Here is a 25,113-nt window from a genome sequence, read left to right on the forward strand (position 1 = left end):
TTAATTTCTGGGAGGATTACCGATGAGCATTTTGACGACGCTCGAAAGTACCTCGAACTTCGCTCACCAAGTTCAGGTCTTATGTCGTTTTTGTTATTCAGAAGTGAGGACATTTTGCTCAGCTGGCTAACGCAGATGCTCGAAAACGACTTATACCTCTTCGACGGGAAGCAGACAGTCGTCAAAGTAGATAAAGCAGCTTTAAGGCACCGCTGGTATGTAGATCTAAATTCCGCAGTTGTCGCTGGAGAAGAATACGCAATTGATGAATACTCCGATGAGCTATCCAAAAAATTCAACTTCTGTGAGGCCATCACCCAAGAACAAATCGATCACTACAATGAACAAATTGCTGGCACACACAATGATGAGGCGTGGTCTAAACTTCAATCAGAAATGCTGAGCCGTTTTGGATTTACCAGACCACCCTTATTCATGAATGCAATCACCTTCGAGATTGACACTGTCCTTTACGATTTCGTTTTATCAAAGGACATTGACAATCCCTTCGATTTTGACGTTTGCGAACATGCAAAAAACTTAGCTCAATATCAGGGTTGGTTCGTGGTTACTCCAGAACCCCAGGTGACCCGAAATTGGGATTCATACTGGGCTGGAATAGCACAACGTGAACTTCGAAAAGACGATGCTGCTCTGGGTCGGACGAGCAACGACCTTGGAAAGGTTGGTCGCCCGAGAAAGCAGGAAGACGTTGCGGCTATCTACGGCAAGCTCTTTCCAAATGGTCATGGCACTCTGAGCTACAAAGAAATCCTGAAGCAAATTGAACAGACAACGGGCCTGAGCGCGTCCGTAGATACGCTAAAGCGCGCAATTCTTCAGTCGGAGTGAAGCAAAACACAGCAATATGAGAATTCATCCCCGATACGGAGTATTGCTGATTTTGCTACCCTAGCAATCCCATTCATCCTGAGCGATCTCTGTACGGCGCAATGCAGAGGATCGACAGTGCTAGACACAAGCGCCAATCGTAGTTCACCAATATATAAACGCCCATTTGCAAAGCTCTTGGGAAGAAAGGCTCTATTCCTGGTGGTGACAAAGCTACTTTCGGAATTGATAGACTGGATTTCTCCGTAGTGGGCTCAGGAGATGAGTACTCTGACGGGCTTTGTCCGTCGAGTGTGGCGAGGGGTTGGGTATTGGCGCAGCCCCCTCCGTCCGCTTCGCGGCCACCTCCCCCATAAACGGGGGAGGAGAAGAAACGTGTGGTTTGGTTGAGGGGGCGCGGTGATATCCTCCCTTGCGAAGCGGGGGAGGTGGATTGCGCGGGACGCGCAAGACGGAGGGGGCCTTGTGACGGAGGGAAGGTCCCGGATAACCGCTTTCGCGGCTTCCAGGATGACACGGGGTTAGACGGTGGCGCCCTTCCCCTCCACACGCTCCGCCAACTGAGCATCGCGCCTCATCCGGCGGCGGAGGGTGAGGATCATGCCGAAGGCGACGCGGATGAGGATGAGGAGGAGGACGCCCATCAGGGGCTCTTCCGCGCCGAAGGCGAACATGGCGCCCAGGATGATGGCGACATGCAGGGTGACGATGCGGCCATAGGGGGCGGTCATTTCGGCGTCGAGTTTTGTGCGGGTGATTTCTCCACGGGCGATGAAATCTATCAGGAAGACGGCGAGGTTTGCCGCGAGGATGGCGCCGAGGAACCAGAGCATGTGGGGCCCCGTGCCGAGCGCCCAGACGAGTAGGCCCTGAGGCGAAGGCAGGCCGATATCCTGGTTCGAGAAATTTGCGATGAAGACGCCATGGCCCCAGCAGAAGGCGCCATAATGGAAACAGAAGAAGGGCACGAGAAAGAAGACAGCCGCCCCGCTCATTATCCCCTTGCTGAGCTGGGTGAGGCCGGCCCCCAGCATACGGGCGGCGGCAAAGAGGCCGATGACGAGATTTTCCAGCCAGTAAAGCGCCACCAGCGGTGTAGCGCCCCAGCCGAACTGGAAGATGGCCCAGATCGGCAGAAGATCAACCGCCAGATTGAGCCAGGACAGCGGATCGGCATAGGCGCGCGCGATCAGCGATGGCGTGTATTTTCCTGTCATGGCGCCCCCCCTGCCCCGATCTCCGCCGGGGAGAGTTGCAGATCAGTATCCGGCCTGCAACGCCCCTTCATAGGGGGGGAAGGAGAAGGGATCGTGCGAGGTGAGGCCGAAGGAGCCGCTGGGATTGTCGATATTGCCGGTGAGGATTTCGTAATGCAGGTGGGCGGCCTGGGCATTGCCGGTGGCGCCCATCTGGCCAACGGGCTGGCCAAAGCCGATGGAGACGCCGGGCGTGATGCCCGGGGCGAAGTAATCGAGATGGGCGTAGCGCGTGTAGACGCCGTGGCCATGATCGAGCACGACATTCAGGCCGTAGCCGGAGGAATTCCTCGCCTCGATCACCCGGCCGGGCGCGCCGGAGTAGACGATGCCGGGTGGGCGGTTTGTCAGATCAATGCCGGCATGCAGGCGCCCATCCCGCTGGCCATAGCCGGAGGAAAGACAGACATCATTCACCGGCGCCGACGCCAGGATCACGCCATAGACGACGATGATGGGCTTGAACTCGGTCAACCAGCGCTCGCCATCCATCAGCGGCGCATTGGAGACGCGCATGCCGGGACAGGCGCGCAGATAGGCGTTTGGCTGAAACGGGCCCTGGGGCGGATTGCGCAGGTCTCCCGGCGGGCCGAAATCCACCGGCGGCATCCGCAGGATGGCCCGGGAGGGGCGCTGGTCGATGGGCGCGGGCGCGGAGGCGCAGGCGGCGGCAAGCAGAAGCGCCGCCAGAGCCAGACCAGACGCCCCTGCCCTCACGCGCCGACCTTTGCCCGTTTTGCCCCGCGCTCGATCTCTTTCAGCAGGTCGCGGACATAGAGATTGAAATCCACCTGCATCCGGTGGCGCGGGCTGTCGTAGAAATGGCCCAGATGGGCCTGTTCATCGGCAATCGTCACGCGGTCCATCTCCTCATGAGAAGGGAAAGCGTAGCGCCCCTGCAGCGCGGCGGCCACCAACTTTGACTGTTGTTCTGCAAAGTTAACCAAAGTGGGCAGCGGCTGGGCGAGGCCGAGGAAGAACAGCGTCTCGCGGCCGGGCTTCACCATCCGCTTGTAGAGGGAGAAGACGTTGTCTTTCGGGGTCAGCTCATCCTGCTTGAAGAAGGGGAAGGTGGTGTTGTAGCCGGTGGCCCAGACGATGGCGTCGATTTCCTCGGTGGTGCCATCAGTGAAGTGGACGGTGTTGCCGTCGAACCGGTCGATACCGGGCTTGGGAAGAATGTCGCCGCAGCCAACGCGGGTGAGGAATTCTCCGGAGACGGAGGGGTGGCCTTCCAGCGGCTCATGGTCGGGCTTGGGCAGGCCGTAGTCTTCCATATTGCCGATGGTTTTCTTGATCTTCTTCTTGGCGAGCGACCGGCCGAGGCTGGGCGGCATCCAAGGCGGCAGCACGGCCTTATCGGCGGGGCGGCCATCCATGTATTTCGGCATCACCCAGACGCCGCGGCGCATGGAGATGAACAGCTTTTCCGCAATCGGACGCTGGGAGAGCTCAGACGAAATGTCCATCGCCGAGTTGCCCGCGCCGACGATCATCACGCGCTTGCCGCGGAAATCATAGGGGTCGAACGGGTCGCGGTAGTGGTGGGAGTGGACCTGATAGCCGGTGAAATTGCCCGGATAGGTGGGCGTGCGGGCATCCCAATGGTGGCCGTTGGCGACGCAGACGGCATCATAATCGCGGGTTTCGCCAGTGGAGAGGGTGACGCGGTAACGCCCGCCGGGCAGGTCGGCGACATCGGTGACAGAGGTGTTGAAGGTGATGGTCTCACGCAGGCCGAAATGGTCCACATAGTCGTGGAAATACTGCAGCAGCTGGGCATGGTGGGGGAAGTCCGGCCAGTCGGCAGGCACCGGGTAATCCTCAAAGGCAAGGCGCCATTTGGAGGTGTCGATGTGCAGGGACTGGTAGCAGGAGGAAACCCCGTTGGGGTTATTATAATACCAGTTGCCGCCGATATTGTCGGACTTCTCGAAACAGTCATACGGCAGGCCGGCATCTTTCAGGCGCTTGGCCATGGTGAAGCCGGAGCATCCAGCGCCGATGATACATGTTTTGGGCTTTGCCGCTGCGTCAAATGCCATTTGGGGCGTCTCCTCTTCCGCCGGGGCGGGTCACGTTTGCCGTTTCTTTGGAATTGGTGCGATGTTATCCGGCTTGGATAAAGCGTCAAATCCGGACGCGGGGTAAGCCTCTTATGAATGATGACAAAAACGATCCCGACCGTATCGCCGCCGTGATGCGCGAACATGTCGACCTGATGAACTCGGCCGTGCCCTGGGGCAATGAGGTGGGGTTCCAGGTGACGAAGGTGGAGCGTGGGCATGTCTGGGGCCTGCAGCCCTGGGCGGAGAATTTGGTGGGCGACCCGGAGACGGGCGTGATCCATGGCGGGGTGATCACCACCTTCCTCGACAATCTTTCCGGCATGGCCTGCACGGCGGCAATGACGAAGCTGCGCTTTGTGGCGACGATCGATCTGCGGATCGACTATATGCGCCCGGCTGAAAAGGGCCTCGACATCATCGGCGAGGCCGAATGCTACCGGGTGACCAAAAGCGTGTGCTTTACCCGCGCCTGGGCCTATCACGAGACGCGCGACCGGCTGATCGCGACATCGGCGGGCACCTTTGCCATCAACAAGCCGCGCTTTGGCTCTCAGAGCCCGCAAGGAAAGACGCTGCCATGAACCCGAACCTGACAAATCCGCGGGCGGATGAAGTGGACGCCATCCTGAAGCGCGTGCCGTTTGCGCAGACGCTGGGTATGCGCTGCGAGGTGATGGGCGACGAGATGACGGCGATCCTGCCCTTCCAGGAAAAGCTGATCGGGAACGTCACCATCCGCGCGCTGCATGGCGGGGCGATTGCGTCTTTCCTGGAGCTGACGGCGATGCTGCAGGTGTTCCTCGTTTCCGACATGCCGCGCCCGCCGAGGCCGATCAACATCACCATCGACTATCTGCGCCAGGGCCATGCCAAGGATCTCTATGCGCGCGCCTTCGTGATGAAGATGGGGCGGCGGATGGCATCAGTCCGGGCCGAGGCCTGGCAGGAGAACCGGACCGACCCGGTTTCGGCCATCACGGCGCATTTCATGGTGGCGCAGGACTGACCAGGGCCCCTGCCCGCCCCCGAGAAGCTGCACTCATGGCTTCACACCCGGCGCCGGGGTGGTATCCTTTAAGGGGAACTTGCGGATGATCCGCTCGCACGCAAAGCAGACAGGCCCGGACGGGCCGGAGATTGGTGGACATATGAAACGCGCCTTTGTAGCCCTCGCCCTTGGCCTGACGGCCTGTGCCAGCGCCCCTTCAGCGGCCCATGCCGACGATCTCGACTGGATGAGCGGCTGCTGGCGCAATGACGACCGCAGCTACAAGGAAGTGTGGACCAAGCCCGAGCATGGCTATCTGTTCGGCTATGCGCTGAACCTCAATGGGGAGGTGGCGACCTATTTCGAGCAGACGCGGATCGAGCTGGGCACGCCGGCAACGTTCAATGCCTATCCGGGTGGCTTCGGGCCTTCGGCTTTCACCGAAGCAAGCCGCGGCCGGAACACGATCACCTTCGCCAATCCCTCCCACGATTTTCCGCAGCTGATCACCTATACGCGTGATGGCCGCCGGATGACGGCGACAATCTCGCGCATGAATGGTGACCGGGCCCAGACCTTCCAGTTCCGCCGTTGCTAGGCAGCGCCTGTTACTTAGGGTTTTCGGCCGGCAGGTCGGGCTCGCCGCCGAACCGGCCTTCCCAGGCGGGTGTCAGCTTGCCGGAAAGCTCAGCCGCCGGAACAGTGATCTCATAGGACCCTTCCGCATACGGGCCGGCATCATAGGGCGAGAAGAGCACGGTGATGCCACCGAACTTGCCAGCCTCGGTGGAGGGGGCAAGGGTGAAGTTCTGCCCGAACTTGCTGGCCGCCTCAGCGTCGCTGCCGAGGATTTCCTCGACTTCAGCGGGCACATTCTGCCGATGGGTATCATCATAGGCGCGCTCTGATTTGGCTTCGATCAGATGCTTCTTCAGGCTGGCGCCATAGCCGGACATATCGGTGACGACCGCCTCCAGCGAAATGGGGTATTCATCGCCGCGCTCATGCACGAGGCCGGTGAGGATGTAGTTGGGGTGGGCCCCGCCGGTGTCGACCATACTGAACTGCTCGATGCCGATCACATCGTCGGCCTGGGCAGACGGGGTGAAGCGGATTTCCATCGAATAGGGGCGGAACCAGTTTTCCTCGCCTGTGGCGGCAGAACGCTCACGCGCAGCTGTGCCATCAGCGATGGCATCGGCCTTGAAGGCCTCAAGCCGGGACTTGGCGGCAGTCATCAGATCTTCCGCGAGCGCCGGCTGGAACGCTGCAATGCGGGAATCGACCACGGCGCGGATGGTGTAATCATCCGCCGTTTCCTCGAAAACCGGGCTGCCGAGGTCTACCGGCAGCGGCGCGCTTTCAGGCGAGACGGTACCTTCTGCCCCGGCCTCTTCTCCCGAAGCGGCATCCCCGGCGGGCGCCTCATTTGCCGGAGCGCAGGCGGCCAGCACCAGCGCAGCGATCGATGCGGTGAGGAAAAGAGGTTTCATCGGATATTCCTTACAGGCTGAGCAGTTCGGGGTCTCCGCCCTGAGCGGTGATGTTGACACTTACCACGCGCTCTGTGGCGAAACGATGGAGATAATGGGGGCCGCCCGCCTTCGGGCCGGTGCCGGAGAGCCCCTCCCCGCCGAAGGGCTGGACCCCGACAACGGCGCCGATCATCGAGCGGTTCACATAGGTGTTGCCGACGGGGCAAGCCGTTTTGACCGCGTTATGGAAGCTTTCGAGGCGCGAATGGATGCCGAGGGTGAGGCCATAGCCCTTGGCTTTCAGGCCCGCGGCGACGGCGGCGACATTATCCGGATCATAGCGCAGGATATGCAGGACGGGGCCGAAGGTTTCCTCGCTGATCTGGTCGAGCGAGGAAAGCTCCACCAGGGCCGGACCGAAGCCATAGCCTTCTGCGCCGATCCTTCCAGCGTCCAGCTGGTGGAGGATTTTTGCCTCGCGGCGCATGCGCTCCAGATGCGCCCCAAGTGCCTTGCGGGCATCCGCATCAATGACAGGGCCAGTATCGGTTTCCGGCAGCGCCGGATCGCCGAGGGCGAGTTCATTCATCGCGCCGATCAGGCCTTCGATCAGATGGTCTGCGGTCGCGTTCGGCAGGAAGGCGATGCGCAGGGCCGAGCAGCGCTGCCCCGCCGAGCCGAAGGCGGAGATGATCATGTCGTCGATCACCTGTTCGCGCAGGGCGGTGGTGTCGACGAAGAGGCCGTTGAGGCCGCCGGTTTCGGCGATCAGCGGAATGATCGGGCCATCGCGGCCTGCCAGGGTGCGGTTGATGAGACGCGCGGTGGAGGTGCCGCCGGTGAAGCAGACGCCGGAGACGCGCAGGTCTGCCGTGAGGGCGGCGCCGACGGTTTCGCCCCTGCCCGGCAGAAGATGCAGCGCATCGGCCGGCAGGCCTGCCTTGTGGAAGAGGCGGACAGCCTCGAACGCCGTCAGCGCCGTCTGTTCGGCAGGCTTGGCGATAACTGCGTTACCGGCGGCGAGGGCGGCGGCGAGCTGGCCGGTGAAGATGGCCAGTGGGAAGTTCCAGGGGCTGATGCAGCAGAAGACGCCGCGCCCATGCAGGGAGAGATGGTTGGTCTCACCCGTTGGCCCCGGAAGACGCACGGGCCCGGCAAAATCATGCTCTGCCTGCTGAGCATAGTAGCGGCAGAAATCGACCGCCTCACGCACTTCGGCGATGCCATCAGGCAGCGTCTTGCCAGCTTCTCGCGCCATCAGGGCGATGAGCTGGGCGGCATTGGCCTCCATCACATCTGCCATGGCGTGGAGATATTCGGCGCGCTTGGGGCCGCCGAGATGGTCCCATTCAGGCTGGAAGGCGGTGGCCGCGTCCAGCGCGCGATGGATGGCGTCAGTGTCTGCCTCTTTCACCGCGCCCAGCGCCCGGCCGGTTTCTGCGGGCATACGGACGAGGTCTCCGCCGCCGGTTTCAGGTTTTCCGGACACGATGGGGCCTGCTGCATAGGCCGGGCCGTCATCCAGCACTTTCACAGCGGCCGCAAACTGACCACGCACACCTAACTGGCTGAGATCATGACCGGCAGAGTTGCGGCGGCCGGCGCCATAGAGGCGCGGCGGCGTCGGGATGCGCGGATGGCGGCGGGGGCCGATCTCCACCTTTGCAATGGGATCCGCGACGACATGTTCTGCAGGCACATCGGGATCGAGGAACGAATGAACGAAGCTTGTGTTGGCGCCGTTCTCAAGCAGGCGGCGGACAAGATAGGGCAAGAGGTCTTCATGCGCGCCGACCGGCGCATAGACCCGCACACGGTTTCCGGCGTCCGCGGCTTCATAGAGGGGCTCGCCCATCCCGTGGAGGCGCTGGAATTCGAAATTGGTAACGCCGGCCGCCTGGGCGAGCAGATCAACGGCGGCCAGGCTGTGGGCGTTGTGGGTGGCAAAGGCCGGGTAGATCGCGGGAGAGGCTTCCAGCATGGCCTTGACGCAGGCGAGGTAGTGAACATCCGTACCCTGCTTTGTGGTGAAGACCGGGAAGTTCGAATAGCCCTCGACCTGGGCGTTCTTGATCTCGCTGTCCCAATAAGCACCCTTGACGAGGCGGACCATGAAACGGCGATTGGTTTGCCTTGCCAGGGCAGCGAGACGCTCAATCACGGCGCGGGCGCGTTTCTGGTAGGCCTGCACGGCGAGGCCGAGGCCAGTCCAGTCTTTCAGCGAGGGCTCGCGCGCCAGACGCTCGAAGATCTTTAGGCTGATGACCAGGCGGTGGGCTTCCTCAGCATCCAGGCAGAGACCGATATTTGCCTTGGCAGCGGCCTGACAGAGGGAGAGCACACGCGGATACATCTCCGCCATCACGCGCGCTTCTTTGACGGCGAGATAGCGCGGATGGAGGGCGGAGAGCTTGACCGAGACGCCATTGGCCTTCTCAGGCGGCAGCGCCGGATCTTTATCCGCTGCCACGGCGGCGATGGCGTCGTGATAGGCCTTGTAATAGCGGTTGGCGTCTTCGGTGGTGCGGGCGCCTTCGCCCAGCATGTCGAAGCTGAAATGGGCGGCATCGCCCGATTTCACCATGCGGCGGCCACGTTTGAGCGCTTCGGAGACCGTCCGCCCCAGGACAAACTGTTCCCCCATGATGCGCATGGCCTGCATCATGGCAGCGCGGATGACCGGCTCGCCGCTCTGGCGCACGAGGCCGGAGACGAAATTGCCCGCGCCCTTCTGGGCATTTTCCGGCGCCCCGATGACACGGCCTGTCAGCATCAGGCCCCAGGTGGAAGCGTTGACCAGCCAGCTGTCGGACTGGCCCTTATGGGCACCCCAATCGCCCGAGCGGATCTTTTCGGCGATGAGATCGTCTTTCGTCTCGGCATCCGGCACGCGCAGCAGCGCTTCGGCGAGGCACATCAGGGCAAGGCCTTCGGAGTTTGACAGGCCGAACTCTTCCAGGAAGCTTTCCATCATGCCTTTGCGGCGGCCCTTGGCGCGGGCGATCATGACCAGCTCCCTGCCCCGGCGGACCGCGCCTTCGCGGATCGGCTGCGACAGTACTCCTTCCTTCAGCAGGCCCTCGAGAAGGGCCTCCTCATCAGCGAATTTCAGGGCGTCGAGCGCATCCCAGTCGAGCGCGGTCTGAGGCAGGGTATCGGGCATAGTGTGGGTCCGTCTGGCGAGGTCGGGGCAATATTCTGCCGCTTATACCTGAGCCTTCAGACAAGAATACCCCCATCGGGGGAGTGTCCCAAAACACCCCTGCGCCGCAGTGTCCCCCTTTACGCCCCGCGCCAAGCCCGTCAGATTGCGCCCGCGAAAGGCCCGCGGGGGGCCCACAACCATGGAGCCGGCATGCGCATCATGCTCGTCACCGATGCCTGGGACCCTCAGGTCAATGGCGTCGTACGCACGATGAAGCGCGTTATCGCCGAGACAGAGGCCATGGGCCATGTCTGGGAGATCGTGCATCCGGGGGATGGTTTCATGACCATGCCGCTGCCGACCTATCCGGAAATCAAGCTGGCGCTGTTTGCCCGCCGCAAGATCCGCGAGCGGTTTGACGAGTTTGAACCCGACGCGGTGCATATCGCCACCGAGGGTACGCTTGGCATGGCCGGGCGCGCGGTCTGCTTGACAGAGAAACACCCTTTCTCCACCGCCTATCACACGCGCTTTCCCGAATATGTCTCGGCGCGCCTGCCGGTGCCGGTCAGCTGGGGCTATTCCTTCGTGCGCTGGTTCCACAAATATTCGGGCAAGGTGATGGTGGCGACACCGTCTCTGCTGGACGAGCTGCGCCAGCAGCGCTTCATCAACCTCGTCTCCTGGAGCCGGGGGGTGGATACCGAACTGTTCAATCCGGCCAAACGCATCGAGGAAGGCGCGCCGGGCGACCCGTTTGCGGGCCTGAAGCGGCCCATCTTCCTGAATGTCGGCCGCGTCGCGGTGGAAAAGAACATCGAATCCTTTGCCGAGCTGGACCTGCCCGGCACCAAGGTGATCGTCGGCGATGGGCCGCAGCTGGAAGAGCTGAAGAAGAAATACAAGGATGTCGTGTTCCTGGGCGCCAAGTTCGGCGATGACCTGGCCGCCCATTATGCCAGCGCGGACGTGTTCGTGTTCCCCAGCCTGACCGATACGTTCGGGCTGGTGGTGCTCGAAGCGATGGCCGCGGGGACGCCGGTGGCCGCCTATGATGCCACGGGGCCGCGCGATGTGATCCCTGGTTCGGGCGCGGGCACGATCACGCCGGTGGGCGGCAATCTGCGCCAAGGGGCCATTGATTGCCTGCGCCTCAGCCGCGAGACCTGCCGGGCCTATGCGGAGACCTATAGCTGGCGGGCCTGCGCCGAGGCGTTCATCGAGAACCTGCAGCCCCTGCCCGCGCCCGAGCGTAAACGCTTCTGGCAGAAAATCCGTATCCGGCGCCGCAGGCAGCCGGCAGGGCCGGGCTTCTAGGCGCGTAGCTCAGGCCGATCAGTAGCCGCGGCTTTTGGCAACAAGCCGGGCTGCGATCTGCTGCTGCTCAAGCAGTTCGTCTTCATGCAGCGGCACGAGCCCCTGCTCCAGAAGATAACCGTCCGGCCCGGCGGCGCCGTCATCGACCGAAAATTCCACGAACTCTGCCAGTCCATCGACCAGCGGCAAGTTCTGTTCCTTCACATAGAAGAACATCAGACGGGCAAGTCCGTATTCCCCGGAATTGATGTTCTCGAATGTGGGCGCAATGCCGCTGAAAGCCGTGCCTTTGATGCGGTCTGCATTCTGCTCCAGAAAGGAAAAGCCCAAAACGCCCAGCGCTTCTGGAGACTTCATCAGAGACTGCACAATCGCCGAATCATGCTCGCCGAAATCGATCCACCGGCCATCCGTGCGGATGGTGTGGGACCGCAGCTTGAACGCGTCGGAATCTGAAGCTTTCAGGGCGGCCAGCTCAGGGATGCCGAGGGCGCCCTTCTCCATGCCCAGCTCGTTGAAAGCGTCCCGCGTGCCGGACGTGGGCGGCTGGCCAAACACCAGGATCGGAACGTTAGGCAGTTCGGGCGAGACTTCGCTCCAGCGGGTGTAGGGGTTCGGGATGAAGCCGCCCTTGCCGTCCGGAATGTCCTTGGCGAGCGCAAGGAACATCTGGGTTTTTGTCATGCTGAAATCCGGGCCGCCCTTGGCGTTCGCCAGCACGATACCGTCATAGCCAAAGGCCACTTCGGTAATGTCTGTGACCCCCGCTCTCCGGCAAAGCTCGCGCTCGGAATCGGTCATTGGGCGGGAGGCGTTGGCAATCGAAGGGGTGATCGGGCCTACGCCTTCACAGAAGGCCTTAAAGCCGCCGCCGGTGCCGGTGGATTCCACAATCGGGGTCGAGAACCGCGTGACCACACCAAACCGCTCCGCAACCGGCCGGGAGAAAGGCGCCACCGTGGAAGACCCGACAATCTTGATCTTCTGATCGCGCGCGATCGCCGGGACAGGCTTGGTGCCCGGCTCACCGGTATCGAGCTGCGAGAGGTCGCTCTGGCTGCAGGCGGCCAGGGCAAGCAGGCCGGCGCCCAGCAGGCTGATACGGCGAAAGAACATCGGGAGACCTCCGGGAACAGCGCCAATGCCGCAGAGATCGCGGCTTTCGGAGCGCCATTTTACCATGTTTGCAAGCGCTATCTGGCGCAGCACCGTTACCCTTTTGTGACAAGCTTATGTAACGGGCAAAATTTCTTCTTGCATGCCCGGGCATTGTACACTATTTCGACCCCTGAAATTCGATGTGGCGGACATCTGGGCTAACCCGATAAGGGGGGCCCCCTGTACTAACGCCCAAAGCTGGTTTGAAGCCCTTTGGAGGTTAGGTGTCATGCACACTTACGCGACCCCGTATCATATTGCGCGCGAGCAAAAGCCCGAGCTGCCGACCTATTGCTTCCGTCCGGAGCGCGTGACGGCCGCTGCGAGCTGGTTCGTGGAGAAATTCCCGGCCCAGGCTTTCTATGCCGTGAAGGTGAACCCTGCCCCGCACGTCCTCGACGCGCTGTGGGAAGGCGGCATCCGTAGCTTTGACGCGGCTTCCGAAAAGGAAATCGAGCTGATTCGCGGCCGCTTCCCGGACGCCCGCATCGCTTTCCTGCACCCGGTGAAACCGCGTCAGGCGATCCGCCGCGCCTACTTCAATCATGGCGTGCGCATCTTCGTCACCGACTCGATGGCCGAGCTGCAGAAGATTCTCGACGCGACCGACTTTGCAAAGGATCTGACGATCCTTGTGCGCATTGCCGTGTCGAACGAAGGATCGGCCCTGCCGCTGTCGGGCAAGTTCGGCGCCGGCGCCGCGGAAGCTGCTGATATCCTCAGCGTTGCCCGCCGCTATGCCGATGAGCTGGGCGTGTCGTTCCATGTGGGCAGCCAGGCGATGAAGCCTTCTGCCTGGGCACAGGCGATGGCAGATGCCAGCCGCGTCATCATCGACGCCGGCGTGACCGTGGACATCGTGGATGTCGGCGGCGGCTTCCCGGCCATCTATGCCGACAAGAACCCGCCGGCGATGGACGATTATGTCGCCATGGTGATGCGTTCGTTCGAGAACATGTTCGTTCTGGAAAACGCTGACCTGTGGTGCGAGCCGGGCCGCGCGCTGGTGGCTGAAGCCGAAAGCCTGCTGGTGGGCGTCGATCTGGTTAAGGGCGATGCGCTCTACATCAATGAAGGCTCCTATGGCGCGCTGTATGACGCCGTGCACGAGAACTGGGTGTTCCCGATGCGCGCGATCTCGGGTGACGGGCGCAAGCTGGGCCGGATGGTGGAATACACCGTCTACGGACCGACCTGCGATTCAGCTGACATGCTTCCCTACAAGGTCTGGCTGCCGGCCGGGCTGACCGAGGGCGACTATGTGGAGATCGGCAATATCGGCGCCTATGGCCGCTCGATGGCGACGCGCTTCAACGGCTTTGGCGAGTCCGAGCTGGCGATTGTTCAGGATAGCCCCTGGCCGTCGCTCTATGGCTCGGCCGAAGGCGCCGAAGTCATCTCGATCGGCTCGATGGCCACGAACTGAACCTCGGGAAAACCGTAGCGTCTCAGGACGCGGACGGTGGCCTCTTCCCTTTCAGGCGGACTTGTGAGGCAGGCTGTGCCTCCCTGTCCGCCTGATTCATTTCTGGCAGGCAGTACACGGATCGTCTGGCGGGCGATGGCCGCGCCGCTGTCGATATAGCTGACGGCGCGGGGCGCGGTGGCAATGAGCTGCCCGCGCACCAGCGGGAAATGCGTGCAGGCAAGCACCACTGTGTCAATCTCATCGCCGCCCGGCGCTTCGAACAGGGGTGCCTGCGCGGCGGCAAAGGCCTCCGGCGGCACGTCCTCTCCGCGGGCATGGGCCTCGGCGAGTTTGACCAGTTCCAGGCTGCCATGGAGGATGACGCGCTTGTCGCCCGCAAACTCCTCAATCAGGCGGGCGGTGTAAGCGCGCCTTATGGTGCCGGGGGTGGCGAGGAGGCCGATGGTTCCGGTCTCGGTCAGCCGGGCCGCCGGCTTGATGGCCGGCACCGTGCCCACGACAGGGATATCCAGCACGGCGCGCACTTCGGCCAGCGCCAGCGTACTCGCCGTGTTGCAGGCAATGACGAACACATCCGGGCGCACATTCTCAACTAGCGCCTTGGCCACCACCGGCAGGCGGGCGCGCAAGGCGTCGTCAGACTTGTCCCCATATGGGAAAAAGCCGGTATCGGCGGCGTAATGCACCGAAAGCCGGGGCCCCAGCGCCCGGATTTCCCCGGCAACCGTCAGCCCGCCGACCCCGGAATCGAAGACGAGAACACGCCCCCTGGCGGGCGAAGGTTCAAACGGGAAGGGCGCGTCGGCGGTCATATTCGCCAATTAAGACCATTCCTCAGCGGCGAAAACGGGGCGGAACCGGGCTTTTGGCATGAGATTTGTTGTGCGGCGCACAATAGCGGCGTAGAAAAAGAGCGAAGCTGATGGATATGAAACCGATGTTTGACTTGTGGCTGGCGCCCTGGCGCGCCTCTCTCGCCCTGACCTCCGCATCGCTCGACACGATGCTGGCCGTGCAGAAAAGCATGATGAGCTTCTCCTCAATCACCCTTGCGGACGGTTTTGACAGCGCGGATGAAAACTATATGCGCCAGGCATTCCAGTTGACCGCTGATGCCAATGTGCGCCGCTGGGCAGATGCAGCCGGCGTGCTGCAGGCTATGCCCGACTGGTATCATCAGGCGGCCAACGGCCCCGGCGCGGTCCTGACCGACATGTTCGACAAGGCGCGCCGCTCACTCGACTAAATGCCTCAGGCGAGCTCCAGCGCCCGCAGAACGGCCCCCTGATCGAAATAGGGCCGCTCGCAGATGATCTTGTCGCCGCCGGGCGGAAATTCGAAACTCGCCGCCATGCGCACCTTGAAGCGCCGGCCCGTCGGCGCCACCACCCTGTCTTTCAGGCGCAGCGGCCCCAGATGGGTTCCCGTCAGCCAGAACTCGACCAGCACCGTATCGCCAGCATGGGCGATGGCGATGATCTCGTTGCCCTGATCGGGAAAAGGCGTGCGCGAAGCATCGAAATAGCCGCGCACGGCCGCCTCACCGTCAAACACATTGCCGGAGCCATACATTTCGTAGCGGGGATGCTCGAAAGTGGCGATGACGGCGTCCCAATCATGGGTCACCTCCAGTGCCATATGGTCCTTAACCAGCTGAATGCGGCGCTCTGCCAGATCCGTCATGATCGCTCCTCCCTGTTTTTCGGAGGCTAACCCAAGACGCCCGCAGGGGCCATGGTGATCAGACCCGGCCATGGACTTGCGCGCATTCCTGAATTAGGCGGAAGGAAATGCCCTTCCCCAGCGAGATGGCCGAAATCCATGCCCCTTTCCATCGATCAACTGAAAACCATCGAACAGCGCCTGCTCTGGCTTGCGGCCTGGACCGTTCACAACGCCAATCATCTTCGTGAGAAGGCCGACGATGATGTGAAGGTGGGCGGGCATCAGGCGAGCTGCGCCTCGATGGTGTCGATCATGACGGCGCTGTATTTCAATGTGCTGCGGCCGGAAGACCGGGTGGCCGTGAAGCCGCATGCCGCGCCGGTATTCCATGCGATGCATTATCTGATGGGCAGCCAGACGCGCGAAAAGCTGGAAAACTTCCGTGGGCTTGGCGGGGCGCAGTCCTACCCCTCCCGCACCAAGGACATTGATGACGTGGATTTCTCCACCGGTTCGGTTGGCCTTGGCGTGGCCCAAACCGCATTTGCATCGATCATTCAGGATTACCTCATCGCCCGTCCGTGGACGGATTTCGGGTCAGGCAAACGCCCCGCCGGCCGCATGGTGGCGCTGGTGGGTGACGCGGAACTGGATGAGGGCAATGTCTATGAATGCCTGCAGGAAGGCTGGAAACATGGCCTGCGCAACACCTGGTGGATCATCGACTATAATCGCCAGAGCCTCGACGGGGTGGTGCATGAGGGGCTGTGGGCGAAGATCGAAGCGATCTTCAAGGCGTTCGGTTGGCGCGTGGAAGTGTTGCGCTTCGGCGCGCTGCAGCGGGCGGCCTTTGCTGAAGCAGGCGGTGAACGGCTGAAAACATGGATCGAGGCGTGCCCGAACTCTCTCTATTCGGCGCTGACCTTCATGGGCGGCGCAGCGTGGCGCAGAAGGCTGATGGATGATCTCGGCGATCAGGGAGATGTGGCCGCCCTGATCGAGCGCCGCTCGGACGCAGAGCTCAGTGATCTGATGAACAATCTGGGCGGGCAATGCCTTGAAACGCTGCTTGAAGCCTTCTCCCGCGCGGATGATGACCGCCCCACCGTGTTCCTGGCCTATACGATCAAGGGCTGGGGCACGCCGCTGGCCGGGCACAAGGACAACCATGCCGGCCTGATGACCAAGGCGCAGATGGCAGACTTCCAGAAATCCATGGGTGTGGCCGACGGCGAGGAATGGGAGCCCTTTGCAACGGTTGCCGAGCCCGGCGAGTTGCAGGTCGCGCTCGCGCAGGTGCCTTTCTTTGCCAAGGGCCCGCGCCGGTATTCAGCGCCGCGTGTTCCCTCCCCCGGCCCGGTATTTCTGGATGACGAAATGCTCTCGACCCAGGCGGGCCTTGGCAAGATCCTCGACGCGCTCGCCCGCGGCGACAGCGAACTTTCCCAGCGCATCCTGACGACCTCCCCGGATGTGACGGTTTCGACCAATCTCGGCGGCTGGGTGAACCGGCGCGGCCTGTTTGCCCGCGAAGCGAAGGAAGATACCTTCCGTGAGGAGAGGATTCCTTCCGCGCAAAAATGGGCATTCTCTCCGGAAGGCCAGCATATCGAGCTGGGCATTGCAGAGATGAACCTTTTCCTGCTGCTGGGCGCGGCAGGCCTCTCCCACTCCCTGTTTGGCGAACGGCTCCTTCCGGTCGGGACGGTCTACGACCCCTTCGTGGCCCGGGGCCTCGATGCCATGAACTATGCCTGCTATCAGGACGCTCGCTTCATCATCGCGGGCACGCCTTCGGGCGTCACACTTGCCCCGGAGGGCGGCGCACACCAGTCCATCGGCGCGCAGCTGATCGGCATGAGCCAGGACGGCATCGTTTCGTTCGAGCCGGCATTCCTGGATGAGCTCTCGATCATCATGGACTGGAGCTTTGATTATCTCCAGCGCGACGGCGAAGGCGACCCGGACGAACGCACCTGGCTGCGCGATGAGACAGGCGGCTCGGTCTATCTGCGGCTTTCTACCCGGCCCGTGGAGCAGGTGCGCGCCTGGTCCCGCGAGGACGCCGCTTTCCGGCAGGGCGTGATCGATGGCGGCTACTGGCTGCGCAAACCCGGCCCGAATGCCGAAGTGATCATTGCCTATCAGGGGGTCATCGCGCCGGAAGCCATCAAGGCGGCCGCCCGCATCGGCGAAGCCCGGCGGGATATCGGAGTGCTGGCCGTCACGTCTGCCGACCGGCTGAACTCGGGCTGGACCGCTGCCCGCCGGGCCCGCGCGCGCGGACAAAAGACTGCCCTCAGCCAGATCGAACGGTTGATGGAGAGTGTGCCGCGCCATGCGCAGCTGATCACAGTGACAGACGGGCACCCCGCAACGCTGGCCTGGATTGGCGGCGTGAAGGGCCATGCCGTGACGCCGCTGGGCGTTGAGCATTTCGGCCAGACGGGCACAATCGCCGATCTTTACCGGCACTTCATGATTGATGCCGACGCGATCGTCTCGGCGGCCAGCCACCTGTCCCCCGGCAAGAGTCTTTAAGCCCTCAAGGGCCCATCCTGTTGCAGACAGGGCAGATATGCTGAAACTTTCTTGCGCTCGGGAGAAGAATTCACGCGTTAAAACAACGTGATATTTACCGGTTCATCATAAACCAGGAGTTGGAGCTGGTGCGGTTTATGATGATCTGCCTAAGGATAAAATCAGGCCTTTGGGCAGCCGCCGTCTGCGCGGCGCTAGGATGGCTGTTGCTACCGCTTGCGGCCTTTGCCGGCGAACCCCTCCGCGCGATGGACATAGCCGGCCTGCCGACCGACGCGGCGTTCACCCCCACTTTCCAGTTTGCTGAGGACATAGACCCTGCCCGCGCGCCTGAAGATGTGATCGCATCTGCTGGCACACTGGATTTCAAGCCAGCAAGTAGCAGGATACCCCAATTTTCCGCCTGGCAGAGCGATGTATGGCTTCGCTTTGCGCTGAAGAATTCCAGTTCGGATGTGCAGTCCGCAAAGTTTGCCCTGCGGTTTCCCTATCTGCAGCGCACCGATCTTTTTGAAGTACATTCTGACGGCAGTCTGCACCAGAGCACTGCAGGATCTGCAGTTGCGGTTACGGGCACCGGCGTCGCAGCGGCCTATCCCGCTTATCATCTGCTTGTGCCCCCCGGCGAAAGCAGGGAATATTTTGTCCGGGTACGCAGCTCCTCCCTGATCGTTCTGCCGGTGATTATTGCCTCAGAAGCCAATTTTGCGCGCCGCATCGCCTTGGAAACGCTGGTCTGGAGCCTGATTATCGGCGCGGCCCTCTCCTTTGCGGTCTATGCGGGCTCCATGTCGTTTGCGGCAGCCAACGGATCATTTCGCATCTACATCTGCTTTGCCCTCTCGGTGGCGATCTATATCCTGCTTTCTTCAGGGCTCGTCACCGCGATTTTCGGCATGCACTTGCATTTCAATTTCGGCCGGATCGTGTTTTTCACGCAGGCAATGATGATGGCCTTCGGCACCATGTTCATCATGGTGTTTCTCGGCATGGAGAAGCAGGCGCCGCGCCTTTATCGTATATTCTATGCTATTGCCTTCATCAGTGCACTGACCGCCATAAGCGCGGGCCTTCCCTCCTGGATCGGGCGAACCAGCTTTTACATCGCCACCGGAGCAGGTCCTGTCATTCTGGTGGCCGGGTTGGCGATCATGGCGTCGAGCGGGGTTGCGGGAGCACGCAGCGCGTTGATCGCCTGGCTGCCCTGCCTGCTGGCAACGGTATGGATTCACCTGCGCATGGCGGGCGTGACGCCCTATCTGCCGATCAACCTGTTCCTGCTGCCGCTCGCCTTTGCCTTCATGCTGGCCTATCTGAGCGCGGTGCTGGGCGGTCAGGCGCGGCAGGCCGAGTTCTGGTCAAACTCAGATGCAATGACCGGCCTTGGCAACCGGCGTCTGCTGGACCGGATCTGCGAACTGGAAAACCGCCAGACAAGCGAACGCTACAGCGCCGCCGTCGCGATTGATCTCGACAATTTCCGGCTGATCAATGAAACCTTTGGCCATACGGCTGGCGATGCCGTCCTCGTGTCGATGGCCGAAAAGCTGCGAGTGCACTTTGGCGGCCGGGGCGATATTTTCCGGACAGGCGGGGACGAATTCCTGATCCTCGGATACCACTGGCAGAGCCGAATGGACATCATCACCCAGGCCAACACCTTCCTGCAATCGGCCCAGGCCGCCCTGCAGCATGAGGGAAATTACATCAACGTGGGCGCGAGTATCGGCATCGCCTTCCACGATCACCGGACGGGCTTTGCTGGCATGCTGCGCCAGGCCGACGCAGAGCTATACCATGTGAAATCGTCCGGACGCGGCGTAATCCGCATCGCAGACCAGCGCAAACGCGATCGCCGCCGCAGCGAACCGGTTATCTTTGCCGACAATGATGACACTGAAGAACGCGTTGCCCGGATGTTCGGCACATCTAACCGGAACTGAATCGGCGCGCGGCGTCTAGACCAGAATTTCGTAGAGATCCGTTCTCCGGTCACGGAAGAAACCCCACGCAGCCCTTGCCCGGTCGACATGGTCCAGATCAAAGGTGGCAAGGATCACGCCCTCCTGATCGCGGTCCATATCCGTGACGATCTCACCTGTCTCGTCGGTGATGAAGCTGGTCCCGTAGAAAACCTGCCCTTGCTCGTTGCCCACACGGTTTGCTGCGACGACGGGAATGACATTCGCAACAGCGTGCCCCTGCATGCCCCGGCGCCAGCGCGCGGCGGTATCGAGGGAAGCGTCCTGCGGCTCGGCGCCAATCGCGGTGGGATAGAGCAGCACATCGGCGCCCATAAGCGCCATTGAGCGGGCCGCCTCCGGGAACCACTGGTCCCAGCAGATGCCGACGCCAATGCGGCCCTTCATCGTGTTCCACACGCGGAAGCCGGTATCACCCGGCCGGAAGTAGAATTTTTCCTGATAGCCCGGCCCATCAGGAATATGGCTTTTGCGATAGACGCCAAGCGGCGTTCCATCCGCATCGATCACCACGATGGAGTTGAAATAGAGCGGGCCTTCCTTCTCATAGATCGAGACCGGAATAACCACCCCAAGTTCTGCAGCAAGCTCCGAGAGCTGATGAACGGCCGGATGCTCCTGCCATTCGATCGCGCGGGCGAAATGCTCTTCTTCCTGCGTCTTGCAGAAATAATAGCCGCAGAAAAGCTCCGGAGGCAGAATGACATCTGCGCCTTTGGCGGCGGCATCGCGAACGAAACCGGCAACCCGGTCGATATTTTGCTGAGCATCATCGGTGGGCGTGAACTGGATGGCGGCGAGCGTGATCTTGCGGGTCATGGGCAGAGCCTCCTTCTCAGGCGGGGATTTCGCGGGTCATGCAGTGGAAGCTTCCACCGCCCGCCAGAATGGCGCGCGCTGGCAGGCCGATGACTTCGCGGCCCGGAAACAGCGCCTTGAGTTCAGACAGGGCCACCGCCGAGAAGCGGTCTTCATAGATTGGCACCAGCACGGCGCGGTTGGTAATCGTGAAGTTCATATGGCTTGCCGGAACCGGTACGCCATCCCCGAAATGCACAAAGCCCGGCGAGGGTATGCTCGACACCATCAGGCCATGGGACACGAGCGTCCGCTCTATCTCCTGCAGGGTCTCGGCATTGGGGTCGTTCTGATCAGAAGGATGCTGGCAAAGCACATGGCCCGGCGCGATGAAGCGCGCGATGTTATCGACATGGCCATCGGTATGATCGTTCATCAGGCCATCCCCCAGCCAGATGAACTCGTCCACGCCGAGGGCGGCTGTCAGGCTCGCCTCGATCTCCGCCTGGGCAAGGTGGGGGTTGCGATTGGGGTTGAGCAGGCATTGGCGGGTTGTCAGCAGACGGCCTTCGCCGTCCGCATCGATGCCGCCGCCTTCCAGGATCATGGCATGGCGGCGCATGGGCAGGCCTTCGACGCCGGCAACAGCGCCGGCCGTCTCGGTGTCGCCGTCCATCAGGTATTTTCCGCCCCAGCCGTTGAAGCGGAACACCTGTGCCTGGCGGGAAGCGCCGGCGCCGGTCACGATCGGGCCGGTATCCCGCAGCCAGATGTCGCCGGTCGGGATCTCGACGATCTCCCCTGCCCCGCCGGTGGCGAGCCGCGCAGAGGCGGCCGCCTCCCGTGATCCACAGGCGATCTTCACTGGGACGTATTCAGCCGCCTTGCGGATGAAGGCGGAAACTTCCGACCGGGCCGCTGTCAGGTCGCCGCCCCATTCCTCGGCAAGGCGGGGCCAGCCGGCCCAGAGGGCCGCTTGCGGGGCCCATTCGGGCGGAAGATGCAGGGTTGTATCAGTCATGTCATCCGGGCCTTGCCACAGCTTGGGTCAAACGAAAAGGGCGGCCCCGAAAGACCGCCCCCTCATATAGTGAGCCTTCAGCGAATTTCCGCTTAGAAGGTGTATTTCAGGCCGAGGCGAACCTGCCAGAGCGAAGCCGAGTTGATCGCCGAAGCGTTGTCGACCGCCGGGCTGAACGAAGTGACGATCAGGCGGCCCTGTGCGTCGATTCCGCTGATTCCGTACAGCTGGGCGTTGCCGGGGAAGCCATGCTCTTTCATCACGCCCCAGTCATCGTTCAGCAGGTTGCCGACATTGCGGATGACCATGAATGCTTCGGTGCGGTCATCAGCGCGCAGGCCCGGGAACTCCTGGGCGAGACGGATGTCGAAGCGCGAGCGCCACGGATCGGTCTGCGAGTTACGGTCAGCGATCGTACCGCGCATCGCGCTCAGGTCGCTGTTGCTGTTGATGTAGTTCACGAGGTTCTGCACAGCCGTGGCATTGGACGACGGCGACAGAACCGGGTCGTTCACGCCGGTCGGGATGTAGGCCAGGTTACGAGCGGAGTTGTTGCCCACAGTGAACGCGTTGGTGCTGCCAATCGTGTAGCTGTAAGGCGCGCCTTCGTTGGCCGTTGCGAACAGCGATGCCTTCGTGGCGAAGTTCTTGATGAACTCTTTACGGAGGTTCAGGTTGAACGTGAACCGGTGCGGGATCACGTAGTCGCTGTTGCCGAGGTCCATGTTCACCGGATCGAAGGTCTGGACGTTCGACCAGTTCGAGAAGGCCACCGATGAAGTCATCGGGTTGACGTCCTTGGCCTGGGTGAAGGCGTAGCCAGCGGTCCAGTCGATGCCGTTGCCATAGTCTTTCGACAGGCCAACCGACACAGTGCGTGCCCAGCCTTTTTCTTCGGCATTGGTGAGCAGGAAGTCGTTCGTGTTGCCCGTATAGACCGGGCGGCCATCCGCTGCGGTCCGGGTCTGGGTGAACGAGATCGGCAGGACGTAAGCGGCTTCGTTCGTTTTCGACACGAGGAAGTCGAGCATCAGGCGCCAGTCATCACCATACCAGGCATCTGCCGAACCGAAGTCGATCACGGTGCCGAGGGCAGCTTTCCACTCGGACGGGATTTCGAAATCAGGGTCGAGCGCATTGACCGGGCCCGCACCAGCCGACGCATTTGCGGCAGCCATGGCCGCAATCGCTTCGTCAGGCACAGTGAAGAAGGGATCGCCACTGCCGAAGGTGAAGGTGCTGAGGTTTCTGTTGCGAACGCGGTAATCGAACAGTGTCACGCCGTTGTTGGAGTAGTTGTTCGAGATCCAGACGTTCGGGTTGCCGCCCGAATAGAGACCGATGCCGCCATGGAAGCGGATGTCGTTCGTGTAGTCATACTTGAACCCAAGACGCGGCTGCAGAAGGTCGCGGCCATCCATCGTGGCATTGTTGGCGAAGCCGTAAGCCGTCTGGAAACGCGGGTTAAGCAGCGGCTCGTCGCCCGAGGTGTAGGTGTCGTAGCGCAGACCGGCCGTCAGTTCGAGGGCGGGCGTGACCTGCCATTTGTCCTGCAGGTAGAAGGTATTGATCTCATAGCCGAACTGGGCGGCGCCGTCGTTTGGATTGTTGGTGCCGGCGGCGTTCTGATAGCGGAAGTCGTCGATGTTTCCGGCTGCGAAATCGGAGATGCCGGTGATGCCGCCGTTGGCGAACTGACCGAAGATCCAAAGGCCACGCGTTCTCTGGATGAAGGCGTTGAACACATCGAGTTCTTCACGCTCCGCGCCGAAGGTCAGGCGGTGGTCGCCAAGCTGCCAGTTGGCTTTGGCCTTGTAGACGTCGGAGGTGTAGATCAGGTCGTTGAAGTGACGGCTGTCATCGGCGCCGAGATAGATGGTGGACGTGCCACCAGCCGTGTTCGGCACGATGACCTGAACTTCGCCCCAGCCGCTATTGCCGACAACCGGGTCTGCGACAGCGTCAAACTCGACGCGGGTAAAACGCAGCTCGGTGTTGAAATTGTCGGTCCAGTCAGAGTTCAGCGAGGCGGAATAGCTCTCGAGCAGGCCGCCGCGCTTATAGAAGTGGTTGCCATCGGAAACCTGCGTCGTACTGGAGTCAGACGGGTTGAAGTTGAAGGCTTCATTCTTGGTGTAGGAAACAGCGGCACGCTGACGGTCCGTGATGTTCCAGTCCAGTTTTGCAAAGATTTTCTCGTCTTCGACCGGGATGGAGGTCGGGATACCGCCGGCTTCGTAGCCGTACTGGTTCACGGCGATGTCGATGACCTGCTGGTACACAGCCGGGTCGACGCGGGCGAACGCCGGGGAGTTGTCGAACTGGTTGACCGCTTCATTCTTCTCGTAGGAGCCGAAGAAGAACAGCTTGTCCTGGATGATCGGGCCGCCGATGTTGAAGCCGTAGCGCTTGTCTTCAAAATCCTGGGTGGCAATCTTGTTGCCTTCCACGGAGTCGCCGCGCAGGTCCTGGTTGGTGTAGTCGAAGAACAGGCCCCCATGGAAGGAGTTGGTGCCCGACTTGGTGACGGCGTTGATGTTACAGGCGGTGAACAGGCCGTATTCAACGTCGAACGGCGCCAGCTCGACCGACACTTGCTGGATCGAGTCATAGCTGAACGGCATGCTCTCGGTCGGGTAACCGTTCGAGTTCAGGCCGAAGCTGTCGGAGAGGCGGGCGCCATCAACGGTCAGCGAGTTGTAGCGCGGGTTGGCGCCTGCGCAGCTGATGGCATCCACGAAACCATCATCGATGTAGATGCGCGGGTCGAGACGCAGGGCATCTTTCAGGTCGCGCGAGATGGCCGGAATGTTTTCAAGGGTGTCGAGGTTGTAGGAGCTGGACGGGCCGGTTGCGACGTTGGCGATGGCAGCAGAGCCGGTCACCACAACCGTGTCGAGACGGGCGGTGTCGTCGGCAGCAGCCGTCACGATGTTAACCACGGAGGTTTCACCCAGACCGGTGTACACGTTCTCGACGCGGCTTGTGACGACGTCATTGCCAGAGACGGTGAAGCTGAACGGACCGCCGATACGCAGGTTCTGCACCGTGTAGAGGCCGTTCGAACCGGTGGTAGCAGTCGTAACCGTACCCGTGGGCTGGTGAACGACGGTAACGGTGGCGCCAGCAACAGGCTGTCCTGCCGAATCCGTTACGACACCGCGAGCGTCAGACGTGGTTACCTGAGCGTAGACGGCAGCCACCGGCGCCAGGGCCGCGAGCGCTGCAATCGATGCGCTACGCGCAAAGAAATTCTTGATCATTTGGATTTCCCCGAATTTCGACCATCACCACAGCCCCCTCGCGAGACCGGGTTTGGCGAGGCCTTAACCCCGCTGAGTGACAGATTAGTGACAAGCGTTTGAAGGTTCAGCATCGCATTTCGGCTCGCGTACGGTTTTTCCGCTGCGATGCAAA

At 61.7% G+C, this 25,113-nt stretch carries 20 protein-coding genes; 9 read left to right on the forward strand and 11 right to left on the reverse strand.

All coding sequences use genetic code 11. The features are described 5' to 3' along the window. On the forward strand, nt 1-852 hold an 852-nt coding region (locus HPO_RS14325; protein ID WP_035600215.1), incomplete at its 5' end, for a hypothetical protein. A gap of 521 nt (nt 853-1,373) precedes the next feature. Here HPO_RS14325 and HPO_RS14330 read toward each other — a convergent pair. From HPO_RS14330 to HPO_RS14340, 3 genes are read right to left on the reverse strand one after another with little or no spacing between them, the layout of a single operon-like run. Next, a complete protein-coding gene (locus HPO_RS14330) occupies nt 1,374-2,069 on the reverse strand; it encodes a DUF6498-containing protein (protein ID WP_035600216.1) in 696 nt (231 codons plus the stop codon). Between the two features lie 42 nt (nt 2,070-2,111). Next, nucleotides 2,112-2,825 carry a M23 family metallopeptidase gene (locus HPO_RS19895; RefSeq protein WP_051612649.1) on the reverse strand — a complete coding sequence of 238 codons (714 nt, stop codon included), beginning with the start codon at nt 2,823-2,825 and terminating at the stop codon, nt 2,112-2,114. Further along, on the reverse strand, nt 2,822-4,153 hold the full coding sequence (locus tag HPO_RS14340) for a flavin-containing monooxygenase (protein WP_035600218.1): 1,332 nt from the start codon (nt 4,151-4,153) through the stop codon (nt 2,822-2,824). Before HPO_RS14340 ends, HPO_RS19895 begins: the two co-directional genes overlap by 4 nt. Before the next feature lie 113 nt (nt 4,154-4,266). Here HPO_RS14340 and HPO_RS14345 point away from each other — a divergent pair, with 113 nt between their 5' ends. From HPO_RS14345 to HPO_RS14355, 3 genes are all read left to right on the forward strand, one after another. Beyond that, nucleotides 4,267-4,758 (forward strand): PaaI family thioesterase, encoded by a 492-nt coding sequence (locus HPO_RS14345; RefSeq protein ID WP_051612650.1) that lies wholly within the window; start codon nt 4,267-4,269, stop codon nt 4,756-4,758. After that, nucleotides 4,755-5,183: a PaaI family thioesterase gene (locus HPO_RS14350; protein WP_051612651.1), complete on the forward strand. Its 429-nt coding sequence runs from the start codon at nt 4,755-4,757 to the stop codon at nt 5,181-5,183. The genes HPO_RS14345 and HPO_RS14350 overlap by 4 nt, the downstream gene beginning before the upstream one ends. Nucleotides 5,184-5,268: 85 nt before the next feature. Continuing rightward, nucleotides 5,269-5,763, forward strand: a complete 495-nt coding sequence (locus HPO_RS14355; RefSeq protein ID WP_035600220.1) for a DUF6265 family protein — start codon at nt 5,269-5,271, stop codon at nt 5,761-5,763. 10 nt (nt 5,764-5,773) lie between these two features. Here HPO_RS14355 and HPO_RS14360 read toward each other — a convergent pair whose 3' ends face one another. After that, nucleotides 5,774-6,658: an RsiV family protein gene (locus tag HPO_RS14360; RefSeq protein ID WP_035600221.1), complete on the reverse strand. Its 885-nt coding sequence runs from the start codon at nt 6,656-6,658 to the stop codon at nt 5,774-5,776. 10 nt (nt 6,659-6,668) lie between these two features. Next, nucleotides 6,669-9,803 carry a bifunctional proline dehydrogenase/L-glutamate gamma-semialdehyde dehydrogenase PutA gene (putA, locus tag HPO_RS14365; RefSeq protein WP_035600223.1) on the reverse strand — a complete coding sequence of 1,045 codons (3,135 nt, stop codon included), beginning with the start codon at nt 9,801-9,803 and terminating at the stop codon, nt 6,669-6,671. A 192-nt stretch (nt 9,804-9,995) separates the two neighbouring features. On the opposite strand from putA, the gene HPO_RS14370 reads away from it, so the two are divergent. Next, nucleotides 9,996-11,102 (forward strand): glycosyltransferase family 4 protein, encoded by a 1,107-nt coding sequence (locus tag HPO_RS14370; protein ID WP_035600225.1) that lies wholly within the window; start codon nt 9,996-9,998, stop codon nt 11,100-11,102. Nucleotides 11,103-11,120: 18 nt separating this feature from the next. Here the strand turns inward: HPO_RS14370 and HPO_RS14375 are convergent, their stop codons facing one another. Further along, a complete protein-coding gene (locus HPO_RS14375; protein WP_035600315.1) occupies nt 11,121-12,218 on the reverse strand; it encodes a substrate-binding domain-containing protein in 1,098 nt (365 codons plus the stop codon). 271 nt (nt 12,219-12,489) lie between these two features. Here HPO_RS14375 and HPO_RS14380 point away from each other — a divergent pair, with 271 nt between their 5' ends. Next, on the forward strand, nt 12,490-13,686 hold the full coding sequence (locus HPO_RS14380) for a type III PLP-dependent enzyme (RefSeq protein WP_035600227.1): 1,197 nt from the start codon (nt 12,490-12,492) through the stop codon (nt 13,684-13,686). On the opposite strand, the gene murI is transcribed toward HPO_RS14380, so the two are convergent. Further along, a complete protein-coding gene (gene murI, locus HPO_RS14385) occupies nt 13,629-14,501 on the reverse strand; it encodes a glutamate racemase (protein ID WP_035600228.1) in 873 nt (290 codons plus the stop codon). The genes HPO_RS14380 and murI overlap by 58 nt on opposite strands. 110 nt (nt 14,502-14,611) lie before the next feature. Here murI and HPO_RS14390 point away from each other — a divergent pair, with 110 nt between their 5' ends. Continuing rightward, complete coding sequence (locus HPO_RS14390; RefSeq protein WP_035600230.1) at nt 14,612-14,935, forward strand: hypothetical protein; 324 nt, start codon at nt 14,612-14,614, stop codon at nt 14,933-14,935. A 5-nt stretch (nt 14,936-14,940) separates the two neighbouring features. Here the strand turns inward: HPO_RS14390 and HPO_RS14395 are convergent, their stop codons facing one another. Then, nucleotides 14,941-15,372 (reverse strand): ester cyclase, encoded by a 432-nt coding sequence (locus HPO_RS14395; RefSeq protein ID WP_035600232.1) that lies wholly within the window; start codon nt 15,370-15,372, stop codon nt 14,941-14,943. A 138-nt stretch (nt 15,373-15,510) separates the two neighbouring features. On the opposite strand from HPO_RS14395, the gene HPO_RS14400 reads away from it, so the two are divergent. Next, a complete protein-coding gene (locus tag HPO_RS14400; protein WP_035600233.1) occupies nt 15,511-17,895 on the forward strand; it encodes a transketolase in 2,385 nt (794 codons plus the stop codon). Between the two features lie 206 nt (nt 17,896-18,101). Then, on the forward strand, nt 18,102-19,838 hold the full coding sequence (locus HPO_RS14405; protein WP_035600235.1) for a diguanylate cyclase: 1,737 nt from the start codon (nt 18,102-18,104) through the stop codon (nt 19,836-19,838). 15 nt (nt 19,839-19,853) lie between these two features. On the opposite strand, the gene aguB is transcribed toward HPO_RS14405, so the two are convergent. The 3 genes from aguB to HPO_RS14420 form a co-directional block, all read right to left on the reverse strand. Continuing rightward, nucleotides 19,854-20,696 carry an N-carbamoylputrescine amidase gene (gene aguB / locus HPO_RS14410; protein WP_035600237.1) on the reverse strand — a complete coding sequence of 281 codons (843 nt, stop codon included), beginning with the start codon at nt 20,694-20,696 and terminating at the stop codon, nt 19,854-19,856. 16 nt (nt 20,697-20,712) lie between these two features. Then, complete coding sequence (locus HPO_RS14415) at nt 20,713-21,696, reverse strand: agmatine deiminase family protein (protein ID WP_035600239.1); 984 nt, start codon at nt 21,694-21,696, stop codon at nt 20,713-20,715. 92 nt (nt 21,697-21,788) lie between these two features. Next, on the reverse strand, nt 21,789-24,959 hold the full coding sequence (locus HPO_RS14420) for a TonB-dependent receptor (protein ID WP_035600241.1): 3,171 nt from the start codon (nt 24,957-24,959) through the stop codon (nt 21,789-21,791). Between the last annotated feature and the right edge of the window lie 154 nt (nt 24,960-25,113).

The sequence above is a fragment of the Hyphomonas polymorpha PS728 genome, assembly GCF_000685315.1.
Lineage (GTDB): Bacteria > Pseudomonadota > Alphaproteobacteria > Caulobacterales > Hyphomonadaceae > Hyphomonas > Hyphomonas polymorpha.